This window comes from Salinivibrio kushneri (genome assembly GCF_027286325.1).
Lineage (GTDB): Bacteria > Pseudomonadota > Gammaproteobacteria > Enterobacterales > Vibrionaceae > Salinivibrio > Salinivibrio kushneri_A.
Map to the genome: position 1 here is coordinate 1,368,761 of NZ_CP114588.1, position 15,842 is coordinate 1,384,602.

At 48.6% G+C, this 15,842-nt stretch carries 10 protein-coding genes; 1 reads left to right on the plus strand and 9 read right to left on the minus strand.

The features are described 5' to 3' along the window. Positions 1-29: 29 nt before the first annotated feature. Complete coding sequence (gene fabA / locus N8M53_RS06525; RefSeq protein ID WP_046073221.1) at positions 30-545, plus strand: bifunctional 3-hydroxydecanoyl-ACP dehydratase/trans-2-decenoyl-ACP isomerase; 516 nt, start codon at positions 30-32, stop codon at positions 543-545. A gap of 241 nt (positions 546-786) precedes the next feature. On the opposite strand, the gene rmf is transcribed toward fabA, so the two are convergent. The 9 genes from rmf to pepN all read right to left on the minus strand — a co-directional run bounded on the left by rmf (position 787) and on the right by pepN (position 15,822). Next, the gene (gene rmf, locus N8M53_RS06530) at positions 787-957 is read right to left on the minus strand and encodes a ribosome modulation factor (RefSeq protein WP_077458712.1); all 171 of its coding nucleotides are present in this window, start codon (positions 955-957) and stop codon (positions 787-789) included. Positions 958-1,138: 181 nt separating this feature from the next. After that, positions 1,139-3,058 carry an ABC transporter ATP-binding protein gene (locus N8M53_RS06535; protein ID WP_269579932.1) on the minus strand — a complete coding sequence of 640 codons (1,920 nt, stop codon included), beginning with the start codon at positions 3,056-3,058 and terminating at the stop codon, positions 1,139-1,141. Further along, entirely contained in the window at positions 3,045-3,299 is a 255-nt protein-coding gene (locus N8M53_RS06540) for a glutaredoxin family protein (protein ID WP_269579933.1), read from the minus strand. Before N8M53_RS06540 ends, N8M53_RS06535 begins: the two co-directional genes overlap by 14 nt. Next, positions 3,296-5,425 carry a bifunctional 23S rRNA (guanine(2069)-N(7))-methyltransferase RlmK/23S rRNA (guanine(2445)-N(2))-methyltransferase RlmL gene (rlmKL, locus tag N8M53_RS06545; protein ID WP_269579934.1) on the minus strand — a complete coding sequence of 710 codons (2,130 nt, stop codon included), beginning with the start codon at positions 5,423-5,425 and terminating at the stop codon, positions 3,296-3,298. The genes N8M53_RS06540 and rlmKL overlap by 4 nt, the downstream gene beginning before the upstream one ends. Before the next feature lie 647 nt (positions 5,426-6,072). Further along, on the minus strand, positions 6,073-6,627 hold the full coding sequence (locus N8M53_RS06550) for a cell division protein ZapC (protein WP_269579935.1): 555 nt from the start codon (positions 6,625-6,627) through the stop codon (positions 6,073-6,075). Between the two features lie 139 nt (positions 6,628-6,766). Then, entirely contained in the window at positions 6,767-7,780 is a 1,014-nt protein-coding gene (gene pyrD, locus N8M53_RS06555) for a quinone-dependent dihydroorotate dehydrogenase (protein WP_269579936.1), read from the minus strand. Between the two features lie 65 nt (positions 7,781-7,845). Continuing rightward, the gene (locus tag N8M53_RS06560; protein ID WP_269579937.1) at positions 7,846-12,666 is read right to left on the minus strand and encodes an NAD-glutamate dehydrogenase; all 4,821 of its coding nucleotides are present in this window, start codon (positions 12,664-12,666) and stop codon (positions 7,846-7,848) included. A 203-nt stretch (positions 12,667-12,869) separates the two neighbouring features. Next, positions 12,870-13,088 carry a DUF2835 domain-containing protein gene (locus N8M53_RS06565; protein WP_269579938.1) on the minus strand — a complete coding sequence of 73 codons (219 nt, stop codon included), beginning with the start codon at positions 13,086-13,088 and terminating at the stop codon, positions 12,870-12,872. A 124-nt stretch (positions 13,089-13,212) separates the two neighbouring features. After that, the gene (pepN, locus tag N8M53_RS06570) at positions 13,213-15,822 is read right to left on the minus strand and encodes an aminopeptidase N (RefSeq protein ID WP_269579939.1); all 2,610 of its coding nucleotides are present in this window, start codon (positions 15,820-15,822) and stop codon (positions 13,213-13,215) included. Positions 15,823-15,842: the final 20 nt, after the last annotated feature.

The window sequence follows — 15,842 nt, forward strand, 5'->3', positions numbered from 1 at the left end:
GCAATTGAATAAGGAGCAGTTTAGATATAATGAAACGCCAAAATTCCTATAATCGCGACGATTTACTCGCATCCAGCCAAGGTGAGCTCTTTGGCCCGGGACGCCCACAGCTTCCGGCACCAAACATGCTGATGATGGACCGTATCACCAATATTACCGATCAAGGTGGTGACTTTGATAAAGGCGTGATTGTCGCTGAGTTGGATATCAACCCAGATTTATGGTTTTTCGACTGCCATTTCCCAGGTGATCCAGTGATGCCAGGCTGCCTTGGTTTAGACGCTATGTGGCAGCTAGTCGGCTTTTTCCTCGGCTGGGTTGGCGGCGAAGGCAAAGGCCGTGCCCTAGGTGTTGGTGAAGTGAAATTTACTGGGCAAGTGCTTCCCACTGCTAAACGCGTTCGCTATGAAATTCACATGAAGCGCGTGATCAATCGCAAACTCGTTATGGGTGTTGGCGATGGACGTGTATACGTTGATGACAAAGAAATCTACGTAGCGAAAGATCTGAAAGTCGGTCTTTTTCAAGATACCTCCGCCTTCTAGCAAATGCGCATTCCTGAAAGTCGGTGATAAATTGCCGGCTTTCCCTTTCCCTTTCCCTTTCCCTTTTTTACCAAGCCTTAACCCCTCTGATTTGAGAGACAAGTTACTTTAATTTTTCTTGGCGTTAACCACATAAAGGTATGTTTGTTCAATGGTGTTTATAGCATTAAAGTTATAGTGCGTTATATGGTTATTAAAAAGGCCTTATCAAGAGGATAAGGCCGTAAATATTTAAGAGAGATTACTTCATCATTTCCGACTTACTGGTTCTGCCTTCGCGCCATCCGCCAAGCCAGCTACTTCTCGCATCCGTTTGTTGGTAAGGACATAGTTCAGACGATCGACCGTTTATTCCTGCTTGAAAGCCCTTTGACTGTGCGCGTTCCAAACGATCTCGCTTCTGTCTTTTCATAGGGTCGCCCTCTTTATTCCATCTTGTTCAATGCTGCTTGCCATTTGCAAGGATACTTCCGTCTGTGACGTTTTTATGAAGTATCCTCTACAGCTTCGATCATGATTATTTTTTAAGCAAGCACTATCGAGCAAGGACTAAACAAAATGTGAGTCATATCCCTCTGTATGTGACAACGTCACTATGCTTCTTGTTGCATCGCTTCCAATTCTTCCCAGCGTTCAAAGGCTTGCTCGAGCTCCTGCTCTACCTCAGCCAATCGGGTCAGTTTAGGTTGAGTAACATCCTGACTTTTCGAGAAAAAATCAGGATCGTTCATTTCTGATTGTAACGTTTCAACCTCTTCTTCTAACGCCTCAAGCCGCGCAGGCAGGGCTTCTAGCTCACGTTGCAGTTTATAAGATAGCTTGCGTGGCTTACTCTTAGGTTTTGCCGTCTTTTGTCCCGTATCAGCCTCACCACTCGTTGAAGGGGTTCGGCTATTGGGTGTGATGGCTTTAAGATACTGCTCGCGCTGTTGTTGGGCATCGTGATACCCACCCACGAACTTGTTAATGGTACCGTCGCCTTCAAATATCCAGCTATGTGTCACCGTGTTATCGACGAATTGACGGTCATGGCTCACCAGCAACAAGGTGCCTTGAAATTGCGAGAGCAAATCTTCCAATAGTTCGAGCGTTTCAATATCAAGATCATTGGTTGGCTCATCAAGTACCAAAAGATTAGCAGGCTTGAGGAATAATTTAGCCAACAGCAAACGGTTTTTCTCGCCCCCGGACAGCGCTTTAACTGGGGTTTGAGCCCGTCGTGGATGGAATAAGAAATCTTGCAAATATCCCATCACGTGGCGCTTCCGGCCACCGACTTCAACTTCGGTTTTTCCCCCCGCCAGGTTATCGATAACCGTTTTTTCTGGATCTAGCTTCTCGCGGTATTGGTCAAAATACGCAACATCCAGTTTTGTCCCTACGTGTAAAGCTCCACTGTCTGGGGTGAGTTTTTCAAGCATGAGCTTTAATAGTGTACTTTTACCACATCCGTTGGGACCAATCAGCGCAATCCGATCGCCACGCATCACCGTGAAACTCAATGGCTTAATCAGTGGCTTGTCTTGATAGGTAAAAGCGACGTTTTCTGCTTCAAACACAATTTTGCCAGAGCGGCTGGCATCGTCGAGCTGCAAGTTTGCGTTACCCTGTAACTCAACACGACTCGCTCGCTCTTGCCGTAGCGCTTTCAGTGCGCGAACTCGCCCCTCATTGCGGGTGCGACGCGCTTTGATCCCTTGGCGAATCCAGGCTTCTTCTTGAGCTAGTTTTTTATCAAATTCAGCGTTCTGCTCCGCTTCCACTCGCAACGCTTCTTCTTTTCCGTCCAGATAGGTTTGATAGTCGCCTGGCCATGAGGTCAGTTTACCGCGGTCAAGATCAACGATACGTGTGGCCATGGCACCAATAAACGAGCGGTCATGCGAGATAAAGACGATCGCGCCTTTAAAATCTTTTAAGAATTGCTCTAGCCACAAAATGGTAGAGACATCCAGATGGTTTGTTGGCTCATCAAGAAGCAACACATCCGGCTCACAAACGAGGGCTCGCGCTAAAGCCGCTTTACGCTGCCAACCGCCAGATAAGGCTTTAAGGGCGGTATTGCCTTCCAAGCCTAACGCCCCTAACACCACCATAATTTGATTGTCAAAACGCCAAGCGTCAGCATGGTCCAGTGCTTCTTGCACTTTTGCCAGCTCGGCAATATTACGATCACTCGGATCGGTTTCGATCTTCGCGATCAACTGGTGATACTGCTTTAGGTTGTCCCCCGCTTCCGCGAGGCCTTCGGCTACGTAATCAAACACAGTGCCTTGACTATCGCGTGGTGGGTCTTGCTCAAGCCGAGAAACTTTGAGTTCAGACTGACTTTGAATACTGCCATCATCAAGCTGAACCTGGCCGTCAAGGACCTTCATCAAGGTAGACTTACCAGCGCCGTTGCGCCCTACCAGACACACGCGCTCACCTGGCTGAAGAATAAAGTCAGTTTTATCCAGCAATGGGTTGTCACCATAAGCCAACTGGGCGGACGTAATTTTAATCAATGCCATGTTGCGTTAACCAAGCTTGTAGTTGTGTGTGATCAAACGGCCAACCCAATTCTGCACTCACCTCTCCAGATTGATTGCGTATTGCAATCACTGGAATAGTGACGCCGTAACGCTCAAAGAGCGTGTCGTCAAAAGCAATGTCTTGGGTTTCAAGTGGCGTTTGATAGCCGAGAGATTGATAGAGTGCCCACGCTTGTTCACAAAGGTGGCACCCTTCAGTGCTAAACAATACGAGTGTCATGCAGACGTGTCCTGATGACGAATAATCCAGCAATTATGAATATGTGGATTGCGAGCAAAATCTTCAGGAATCGAACGCTTGCTAATGTTTTCTGCACTAAGCCCTGCAGCCGCTAAACCTTCTAAATCCATTTTAAAGTGCCGCTTGTTGTTGGAAAAAATGATTTCACCACCGGGACGTAAACGGTCTTTCAGTGCTAAAAGCACATCCAGGTGGTCACGCTGCACATCAAAGGTGCTTTGCATCCGCTTGGAGTTAGAGAATGTCGGCGGATCGATGAAGATTAAATCAAATTTCTGATCAGATTGGCGAATCCATTGTAGGCAATCTGCCTGCTCAAATCGGTGTTGACGCCCAACAAGACCATTGAGCTTCATATTGCGTTCGGCCCACGCCAAATAGGTTTTCGACATGTCGACGGTGGTCGTAGAACGAGCGCCACCTACCGCGGCATGCACCGACGCACTGCCGGTATAAGCGAAGAGGTTAAGAAAATCTTGTCCTGTCGCTTTCTCGCCGATTAGGCGGCGCGTGTAGCGATGATCAAGAAATACCCCGGTATCGAGATAATCATAAAGATTAACTTCGAGCGCCACGCCATATTCTTGGATCGTCATGGTTCGAGATTCGCCGGCAAGTTTTTGATACTGGTTATTGCCCTTTTGCTTTTCGCGCGTTTTTAACACCACTTTATTGGCATCCACACCAGTCACTGCAATAGCAGCGCGAACCATATCTAATAAGCGACGGCGTGCTTTCTCCGGTTCAATGGTTTTCGGCGCTGCGTACTCTTGAATGACCAAAAAATCGCGATAGCGATCTATCGCGGCTTTGTAATCAGGCAAGTCGGCATCATAGAGCCGATAACACTCTATCTCTTGTTTTTTTGCCCATTTGTCCAGCTTCGCCATATTCTTGCGCAAGCGGTTAGCAAAATCAGGCGCTACGTCCGCCTTTGGCGCATCCTTTTCTGCTTTTTCACCACGCGCGGTAATCGCGTACGTTTTCATCACACAATCTAACGCACCATTGCGTAGCTTGAATTTGTCATCCGCGCGCATCCGTAAGCAGCTCAGTAACTCGTCAGATCCCGAATACAAAGAAACCGTATTCCGCGCAAACGCTTCTTTAAGGTGATCACCAAGCTGGGTGTACAAGGCAATCAAGCCTGGAGTGGTCCCTAAACGCTCACCGTATGGCGGGTTAGAGATTATATGGCCCTCAGTGAAGCCTTCTGGTGGCATCACTTGTGTCGCATCACCCGTGGTAAATTCAACAAGTTCAGCCACCCCAGCACGTCGTGCGTTCGCTCGCGCTGTTTCAATCATCCGGGCGTCGTTATCAGTGCCATAAAAGCGTGTCTGGCACTGACTCACACCCCGTTTAGCCTTGACGCTCGCTTCAGCTTTGATCGCTTTAAAGGCTTCAACATCAAAGCCAAGCAATGACTCAAACCCCCAACGCTTACGCTTTAAGCCCGGTGCGATGTTTGCCGCCATCATCGCCGCTTCTATCAGCAAAGTGCCTGAGCCACACATGATATCCATCAAAGGCTGCTCCGCCTTCCAGCCACTCCTTGCGACCAAGGCTGCAGCATGGGTTTCTCGTAAAGGCGCAGCACCTGCTTGAGTGCGATAGCCGCGCTGATGTAGGCCGCTTCCAACCATATCGATACCGAGCAAACCTTGGTCTTTGGATAATCGCATATGAATACGTAAATCAGGCTGCTCGCGGTCAACGCTTGGGCGGGGCAAATTCGACTTTTCAAACTTGTCTACTATCGCGTCTTTAACTTTCAGCGCCCCGTACTGGCTGTTGCGAATCTCGCGATTAGTACCATTAAAGTCCACCGCAATCCGCTGACTGGAGTGAAAATAATCTGGCCAGTTAATCGCCGTCGCACCGAGGTAGAGATCCATATCATCGCGCACCGCGAATTCGCCCAGCACCAAAACAAACCGTGACGCAATCCGGCTCCATAAACAGCATTGATACAGTGTTGAATCGTCGGCTTTAAATTTAACCCCTGCATGAACTTGCTTGAGGCTAGATACGCCAAGTTGTTCAAGCTCTTGAGCTAGCATGTGCTCGAGACCTCGAGCGGTTATTGCGAGATAGTGTTTCATTCAGTCTCTACACCCTTTGGGCGTCGTTATCATCATGGCGGCGATTATACATCAATCTTACGCCTGTCGTTGACCCAAGCGGCGACAATCTCCATTGAATGATGAATAAATCGCCGTATTTTTGTTTCCAATGAGAAACAGATGCTAGAGGGTGACTGTTTCTGAAAGGAATCAATTACCCTGGCACGCTCCCTTTGTCTGTTTCCTCCTGGAAACCGCCTTGCTTTCTCACTCACCTCCTCTGGTTAAATGTACCTTTAACCTACGAGTGTAAGCATTCACTGCTATTACTATACTGATTATTTCTGACTCTAGAAAAATGAAAACGGCTTTTCTTTCCCTTTAAGAACGAACAAAAATCCACGAAAACTGGACTATACCAGACAGGTTTTTCGCAAGTGCCCTGACGGATAAAACGGGAAAAAACTCGTCAATTATTGTTGTTATTAGGGCGAGAACACCCTTAAATCAATGAAAAAACGCTCAGGTACATGCACACTTTTCGCTCATAAAATGAACTGACATCACATTTTTTATGCACGCCTGTTTGGTATAAGAAACGTTAAGATACAGCCACACCGTGGCCGTCTATACACGAAACAAGGAAAGTGAGGGAAGAAAGGAGGCGTGGGCTGGGTGAAAACCACTCAGCCCACTAACGCAAAGCGACCTTTTTGGCTATTTGTTTGAGGTATTGGTTGCGATAGCCGGTCGTTCATTACTTTAATCGCACCACAAAACGCCATTTTTTTATTCGCGCTCAGTTCAAAGTCAGCTTCGCGCGCGAGCATGCAGAGCGAGGCAGAACCGGCGTTCTCTATGATAATAAACGGCGCCCTATCCCCTGTTTGACTGGTGAGCTCGACGATTTGCCCCCACTCAGGGGTGGCAATAGTGTCTTGTTGTGGCTCGAAAAACCAGCTTTTAGGTAAGACAGGCTTGTGGAAGCGATAGGCTGCCACTGCGTTCAAAGCGAGTTCGGCCTGACGAGGGCCGGAAAGTGAAAGATTTGACAGAGGCTCTGTCAAACGCTGAAAGAGTGATGCATCCTCAACAGAAAATGGGGATGATGAGAACGCATCGGGGATGAGGTGTTTGGCACTGATCGCCACACGAAAGACCATGTCATCGCCTAAATCTAGCATTAGCGAATTCGATGTATTATCGAAATACCATCTCCATGCATTGTTAGGTTTTAACATACTTCAGCTCCCGCGATGACTCACTAACTGGGTGTCTGGCGATAACAACACTGCCATTGCCTGAAGTGTAATGGGCTGAAGCGAAAAAAAAAGGGGAAGAAAACGCCCCCTTTTATACCTTAAGACTTTATTTCTTAGCCTAAATATGACGCACGATTTGTTTGATGAGCCCAGGGCCTTGGTAAATTAACCCAGAGTAGACTTGCACCAGGTCTGCACCCGCTTCGAGTTTTTCACGCGCCGCGGTGACTGAGTCAATCCCTCCGACACCTATGATGGGCATCGCACCATCAAGTGCACGATGCAGCTGACGAATAACCTCGGTACTTTTAAGTTGCACAGGACGGCCACTTAGCCCACCCGCTTCACGATAATGTGGCATACCATCTACCAACGAGCGCTCAAGCGTGGTGTTGGTCGCAATCACACCATCGATCTGATGACGAATCAGTGCTTGCGCCACTTGTTGAATTTCTTCTTCACTCAAGTCTGGGGCAATCTTAACCGTTAAAGGCACGTATTTATCGTGGACGTCTGCCAATTGTGCCTGTTCCGCTTTTAGTGTGCTAAGGAGTTCATCGAACATCTCGCCATATTGTAACGTGCGTAATCCTGGCGTATTAGGCGACGAAATGTTTACGGCAATATAGTCAGCATGTGGATACACTTTTCGCATGCAGGCGACATAATCATCGGTGCCCTGTTCGATGGGGGTATCCTTGTTCTTACCAATGTTAATACCCAATATACCATTGAAGTTTTTCGCACGTTTAACGTTGTCCACCAATGCATCAACGCCGTGGTTATTGAAGCCCATTCGGTTAATGATCCCTTCCGCCGCTTTGATGCGAAAAAGCCGCGGTTTATCGTTGCCCGGTTGCGGGCGCGGCGTCACCGTCCCTACTTCTACAAACCCAAAGCCCATCGCGCCAAAGGCTTCTATGCACTCGCCGTTTTTATCTAACCCTGCCGCTAAGCCAACGGGATTATTAAAGTTGAGTCCCATCACAGTGACTGGGCGAGGAGGAAGATGCTGGGAATACAAAAAGCGAAGCGGGGTGTGATGAAATCGAGAAAGGGTGTTAATGGTTAGATCGTGTGCTTTTTCTGGATCTAACTGAAAGATAGCCGGTCTGGCGAGGCGGTAAAGCATTATCCCTCCTAATAAAAAAGCCCCGTATAAACGGGGCTAGATTATTGCGTTATTGGCGCTTTAATTCAATTCAAATTTAACAGCGACAACTCACGCAAGGCGACGGAGAACTTGGCAAACTCATGCACGGAGCCTACTTTGAACTCATCAACAATACTCTGCCAACGGCCGAGGATGACCACATGCTCATCCATCCATTGTGCAAGACCCGTTTCGGCATCTTGGTCATCAGCCATTTCTGACACAATACGAGCCGTGAGCAGACGTTGTTGCCAGTCCAAATCTTCACGGAACGATGCACGCGCCAGCGCTTGCCAGTGGTTATCCACCGGCTGGTTGTTGATTTGCTTCAAGAACCAGTGCAGTGACAAGCTATCCCCTAGCACATAGTACAAGCGTGCCACCAGCTCGAACGGTTTATTCAGCTGCTCTGACACCTGTGCTAAATCCAGCCCAGAGAACACGCTGGTTAGACGGCATACTCTATTGGCTAGCGCGTCAGGCACCCCAGCCTGTCGTAGCGTCTCCGCTTGTTGGTCATGCTCTTTGATTTCGCTCTCAACCAGATAGTCATCCAGGTGCTCGACCAAGTTTTGTAACGCTGGGCGATAGAAGGCGACTTGCGCCTCGATGCTCTCTCCTTTGCGTTTATTGCGTAACATCCATCGCGTTGCTCGGCGTAGCATGCGGCGGCAACGGAACAAGATATCGTATTGCACTTTGGCAGTGACATGATTATCAAGCTCTCGGACACTGTCAAACAGTTGCTCGAAACCAAACACATCGCGCGCAATCGCGTAGGATTTGGCAATGTCACTGACGCTTGCCCCAGTTTCATCTTGCATACGGGTGATGAAATTAAAGCCCATGTCATTTGACATCTGGTTTGCCAACGCCGTCGCAATGATCTCGCCGCGAAGTGGATGGGATTCCATTTCTTGGCGATAGTGACGTTGTAACTCTTTCGGGAAGTAGCTCGGTAATAGTTGACCGAAGTGCGCATCTTGCGTCACCTCATCCACCACCAGCTGCTCCTTAAGTACCATTTTTCCGTACGCCACCAGCACCGCAATTTCTGGGCGTGTTAGGCCCGTGCCACGTAGGTTACGCTCAGATAAGGTCTCATCATCAGGTAGATACTCGAGAGCTCGATCCAACTTCCCTTCTTTCTCTAAGTAGTGAATAAAACGGATCTGCTCTTTGAGTAGCGCCGCTTGCTGATTGTGGGTAACGGAAATGGACTCACTCTGACTGTATGCATCTTCAAGAACAATGTCAGAGACTTCATCTTCCATCCGCTCAAGCAGCTCGTTACGCTTTTTCATGGTCAAGTCGCCAGCGGCCACCAGCCCATTGAGCAAAATTTTGATATTCACTTCGTTATCGGAGCAATCGACCCCACCAACGTTGTCAATGAAGTCGGTATTGACGCGACCGCCTTTGAGCGCATATTCGATCCGCCCTAATTGCGTCATCCCTAAGTTACCGCCTTCACCGATAATACGCGCACCGACCTCGTTGCCGTTAACACGCAACCCGTCATTAGCGCGATCGCCAACAGAGGTATGAGTTTCATCAGACGACTTCACATAGGTCCCGATCCCACCATTCCAAAGTAGATCCACTTTGGCTTTTAAGATCTGTTTAATCAGATCGTTCGGTGCCATGGATTGCTTGCGTGTACCAAGCAGCTTTTGGATCTCTGGCGTTAAAGTAATAGACTTAGCGCGGCGAGAGAATATACCCCCACCTTTGGAAATCAGATTGCTGTCATAATCTTCCCAGCTTGAACGCGGCAGGTTGAAAAGACGCTGTCGCTCCTTCCAGCTTTTCGCGGCATCCGGCTCTGGATCAATAAAGATATGCATGTGGTTAAACGCGGCCACTAGGCGAATATGTTTAGACAGCAACATGCCGTTACCAAACACATCCCCCCCCATATCACCAATGCCGACACAGGTAAAATCTGTGGTTTGACAATTAATATCCACTTCGCGGAAATGACGCTTCACCGACTCCCACGCACCGGCTGCGGTAATCCCCATCTTCTTGTGGTCATAACCATTAGAACCACCGGAAGCAAACGCATCACCCAGCCAAAAGTTATATTGCGCAGAGACACTGTTAGCAAGGTCGGAGAATGTCGCCGTCCCTTTATCCGCAGCAACCACGAGATACGCATCGTCTTCGTCATGACGCACAACGTGTTGCGGCGGAGTCAGGGTGCCTTCTACGATATTATCGGTAATATCGAGCAGCCCTTGGATGAAGATCCGATAGCAGCGCTTCCCTTCTGCGAAAATCGCATCGCGACCGGAAAGCTGATGTTGACGCTTGCAGACAAATCCGCCTTTCGCTCCAACAGGCACAATCACGGTGTTTTTCACCTGCTGCGCTTTGACAAGGCCGAGCACCTCGGTACGGAAATCTTCTTGGCGATCTGACCAACGCAGCCCGCCACGTGCCACCTTACCACCGCGTAAATGCACCCCTTCAACATCGGGGGAATACACGAAAATCTCAAACGCAGGAACAGGTTTAGGCATATCCGGGATCTCGGAGGCCTCGAGTTTCAGTGACAAGTAAGGCTTGTCTTGATCACTCTCCGGATCTTTTTGGAAGAAGTTAGTCCGTGTGGTCGCCAGCATGATCTCCATGTAGCGACGAATAATACGGTCATCATCAAGGCTCTCAACATTGTCGAGGGCCTCTTCGATATCATTGATAATGGTGTCTTGCGCGCGCTGGGTTTGCTTACCCGCCGGATCAAAGCGCGTATTGAATAGTTTTACCAAGAAGCTGGCAAGTTGAGAATGTGAAGACAGTGTCTCTTCAATATAGGCTTGGCTAAATGGGAAACCAATCTGGCGCATGTAGCGCGCATAAGCGCGTAAAATAGTGACCTCTCGACCCGACAACCCAGCATTAAGCACTAAACGGTTAAAGCCATCGTTGTCCAAACGGCCATGCCAAATATCTGCAAAGGCATGCTGGAAACGATCCCGTGCATTTCCAAGATCAAAGGCAGATCCGGCACTGTGCAACATGGAGAAGTCCAGGATCCAGTATACATCTCCTTGGCTGGTTTCCACCTCATAAGGCGACTCACCAATGACTCTCAGTCCGAGATTTTCCAGCATCGGCATCACATCAGACAGATGAATAGGTTCGCCTTTTTGGAACAGCTTGAGGCTAATCGCATTCGATTGATGGCTCACCTCTTGGGGGCGGTAAAGCAGCATATCAAGCTTGTTATCATCACTGAGGCCTTCAAGGCGCTCAATGTCAGCAACGGCTGAGCCCGGGAGCATGGCTTCCTTGTACGAACGCGGGAAGGCGCGTAAATAGCGTTTGGCGATCGGTGTGCCTCGGTTCTCACCAAAGTTCGCAATTACCGCCTCTTGCAGACGATCGTCCCACGAGGACGCTGCCTCGGTTAAGTTTTGTTCGATCTTTTTCACATCAATATCGAAATTGTTGTTTTCTACTCGGACAATATAGTGCGTCCTTGCCAAAGGGCTTTCCGAGAAGAAAGTGGTGAATTCAACCGTCTGATCGGAACCAAAGTATTGCTGGAGAATACGCTGGGTTTGACGACGGAACTCGGTGTTGTAGCGTTCACGAGTGATATACACCATGCACGAGAAAAAACGCCCAAACGGATCGCGACGGACGAACACCCGCAACATGTCGCGATCTTGCATCTGTACCACGCCCATACCCACGTCGCGCATTTCGTCTTCCGTCGCCTGGAACAACTCATCACGCGGGTAGTTTTCCAAAATATTCGCGAGCGCTTTCCACGAATGTGACTCACGATAAAAGTCACTGTTGTCGAGGATACGGCGTACTTTATTTCGAAGGACAGGAATGCTTGCCGTGGATTGGTTATAGGCGGATGATGCGTAGAGGCCCGTGAAGCGGTGTTCGCCAATCACATTGCCTTGCTTATCGAACTTTTTAATGCCGATGTAATCAACATAAGCGGGACGGTGGACTCGCGATTTGGCGTTACTTTTTGTGAGCACCAGTAGCTCTTTTTTCAACGCTTCAGCGCGGGCTGACTCTGGCATTTCTGACAAGCTGAGTATGGCGGGCGATTTATGTTTTTTCGCTAAGCCAAGCGCATTACAGTCTGTGCTTGCTCGCAGTTCATAATCCCCTTCAACCGGCACTAAATCAAAACACTTGTACCCCATAAAGGTAAAGTTGTTGTCAGTAATCCAAGTCAAAAACTCAATCGCTTCTTGCCGACGCTCGTCATCAATTGGCAGCGGTGTGTCTTTCAACTCCGACACCAACTGAAGCATCTGCTCACGCATCGGCTTCCAATCGTTCACCACCATCACAACATCCGTTAAAGTTTCAGACAGCTCAGCCTCTAGTGCCGCCATCTCTGACTCATCGGACATTTTGTCAATTTCGATATGGAACGTGCTTTGGAACTTGCCGTTATCACCACCAATGGCAACGACATCACCCTGCTCATTCTTTTGTGATTTTATCGGGGTGTTGAGCATTAAGTGCGTGGTGATCCCCAAACGGTTGAGCGCCATGCGCACCGAGTCAACCAGGAAAGGCGCATCAGGTGCTAAGATCTCGACAATGGTATGGGTAGACTGCCACCCATTGCCACTGAGGCTGGGGTTAAAGACTTTTACAAAGACTTTATCTTGTTCAAAGGTGTTGAGGTGATGCCACAAACTCATCACAGCACCGTAGAGATCTGACTCATTGCGTTCCTGCAAGTCATCATCAGAGATTTGACCCAATATCCTTTTGGCTAGTGCATCGACGAGTGGTTGTTGAGTATCATCCAGTTTATCGGCAATCAACTGATAAACCTTCTCAAGTAACACAGGTACTATAGGGTCACGCGAGGTCATTCTGGAGCTCCGTTGTCCTTTTTAGAACATTATCGTTGTGAGTATTCAGAGGTAAACATTACGTTAACAAACGCACTGTCTAGTGTAAGGCTTGGCAGATAAAAACGTTATAGGTAAACGGCTGGATTTACGCGAATTTCGCCAGAATGTGACTGGTGTGGCTATTTAAACAGAAGAATTGGTGAGGCTTTACTCGGCTGCCACTAAGTAACCCGCATCAGAGATTGGAACTTATGATTCGCGTCTGTCACCAGTTTAAAACGCCCGCGTATACCGAGTTGTGACAAGAAAGGACGAAAACGCGAAGCGGGAATTTGCAAACGCAGCCCCTGATCGGACGTCACCACCACATTGGCCGCGGCGCCACTGTAGTAGTGTTGATATTCTGAATAAGCAATGTAAACGTTAAAATAGTACTCCATGTCTGCCGCTTAACCTATCACTGTGACATCGCTACCCAATATACCACCTAAATCAAAAAGCCGCCCAAGGTGGACGGCTTTTCACACTTGCTAACGCTTGGGTAATTTTATCCCAAATCGTTTCTTACTGCTCAAGTGTTTTCTCAACTTTTTCATAAAGATCGGCAGCTAGGTTATCCATATCGGCTAACTCTTGCAGCACTTGGCGCATCTTCGCCTGACGATCTTGATCGAAATACGCCAGTTTTAGCATAGGATCAATCAGCCGTGATGCCACCTGCGGGTTGGATTGGTTGAGTATCACTAGAATCTCTTTCAAAAACCGGTAGCCACTGCCGTCTTTAGCGTGGAAGCGCGCAGGGTTTCGGTTGCAAAAAGCGCCCACTAAGCTGCGAACACGATTGGGGTTTTTAAGGGTAAAGGCCGGATGATCCATTTGTGCTCTAACTTGGTCAAGGGCATTGTCTGCTGGATTTGCCCCTTGCAGCATGAACCATTTATCCATCACCAACCCATCGTGCTGCCACTTATCACTGAAATCTTTCATTAATGGCTCACGGCAGGGTAACTGCGCCGTATTAGCAGCGTTCAATGCGGCCATGGTATCCGTCATGTTGTTCGCATCTTGATAATGGCGCTCTACCTGAGTGTTGCCATTTTCGGAGTGGGCGAGATAACTCAAGCACGCGTTACGCAGCGCGCGTTCACCGATGGCTTTGTGGGTGATTTGATACTCGGGTTGGGCATACTGACGGTATACCGCGTCAAACTCATCAACCATGTGATCCGCAAACTGCTGCTTGAACGCCGCCATCACCTGATGAATAGCATCAACGTCAACAGTATCAAACCACCCTGCCACTTCGGTTTCACTTGGAAGGTTAAGCACTTCTGCAATCAAAGCCGGATCCGTGTTGTCACTGAGTAGTACGCCACGGAACGCATCAATCACAGACAGAGGTACATCAATGGGCTGTTCGTTTTGTACCCGTGCGACGTTCGCTTTAATGTGTTTGGCCAATAAGCTCTGACCCGCATCCCATCGCGCAAAGTCATTCTGGGCATGTTGCAATAAGAACGCCAATTCCTCATCTTGATAATCGTGATCCAGCTTCACCGGCGCCGAGAACTCGCGCAGCAGTGATAGCACAGGTTGCTGATCAACCTCATCAAAAATAAAGGTTTGCTCTGTCTCGGTTACCGCGAGCACATTGGAAACGCTCTCACCGTGACGCTGTAACTTAATCACACTACCATCACGACGATACAGCTCGATATCTAATGGGATATAAAGCGGCAACTTCTCCTGTTGATCCGCCGTTGGCGGGGTGTGCTGAGACACATGCAGTGCTAATTGTTTGCTATCAGGATCATAAGTCGATGAGACGCTGAGCACTGGGGTTCCCGACTGGCTATACCAACGACGGAACTGGGTCAAATCAATCCCAGAGGCATCCTCCATCGCTTGAACGAAATCATCACAGGTTGCTGCGGTACCATCATGGCGATCGAAGTAAAGCTTGACCCCTTTTTGGAAGCCTGCTTCACCTAAAATAGTATGCATCATGCGGATAACTTCGCTGCCCTTCTCATACACCGTCAGGGTGTAAAAGTTGTTCATCTCGATCACCTTCTCCGGTCGAATCGGATGAGACATAGGGCTGGCATCTTCAGCAAACTGTGGGCCACGCATAATGCGTGCGTTATTGATACGATTAACCGAGCGCGAGCCTAAATCAGACGAAAATTCTTGGTCTCGGAATACCGTTAGCCCTTCTTTAAGGCTTAGCTGGAACCAATCACGGCATGTCACTCGGTTCCCGGTCCAGTTATGGAAGTACTCATGACCAATGACCGCTTCGATGCCAAGATAATCGGTGTCGGTTGCGGTTTCTGAGTTTGCCAATACATATTTGGAGTTAAAGATGTTTAAGCCTTTATTCTCCATGGCCCCCATGTTGAAGAAGTCAACGGCAACGATCATGTAGATATCCAGATCGTATTCAAGATCGAACCGATCCTCGTCCCATTTCATTGCGTTTTTGAGTGAGGTCATCGCGTGATCGGCACGATCCAAATTGCCTTTATCAACAAAAATTTCCAAGGCCACATCTCGGCCAGATCGGGTAACGAACGAATCGCGTAACACATCAAAATCACCACCCACCAGCGCAAATAGGTAGCTGGGCTTGGCGTAAGGGTCATGCCATTCAACCCAGTGTCGGCCACCTTCCAATTCACCAGACGCGATCTTGTTACCATTGCTGAGTAAGTATGGATAGTTTGCTTTATCCGCAATCACCTTAGTAGTAAAGCGCGCTAACACATCGGGACGGTCGAGATAATAAGTGATCCGGCGAAATCCTTCCGCTTCACACTGGGTGCAGTACGCCCCGCCCGAGATATAGAGCCCCTCTAACGCGGTGTTGTTTTCCGGGTCAAGCTGGGTTTGGACGGTTAATGTGAACGCGGCGGGAACGTCTCGAATAATCAGTTTACCCGCTTCTTCACTGTAAGCCGTCCAAGGGTCACCATTGATATCTAAGCGTACCAACGTTAGCGCGTCACCGTCTAACACGAGATCCGTAGCGTTATCATTTAGGCTTTTTACCTGGCTAACGGCAGTCACCAGGGTGTTGTTCGGATTGAGATCAAACTCAAGATTGATATCTGTAATCGTGAAATCCGGTGCACGGTAATCATCACGGTATTTGGCGGTGGGTTGTTGAGACATGTCGTTTCCTTTTTATCGAG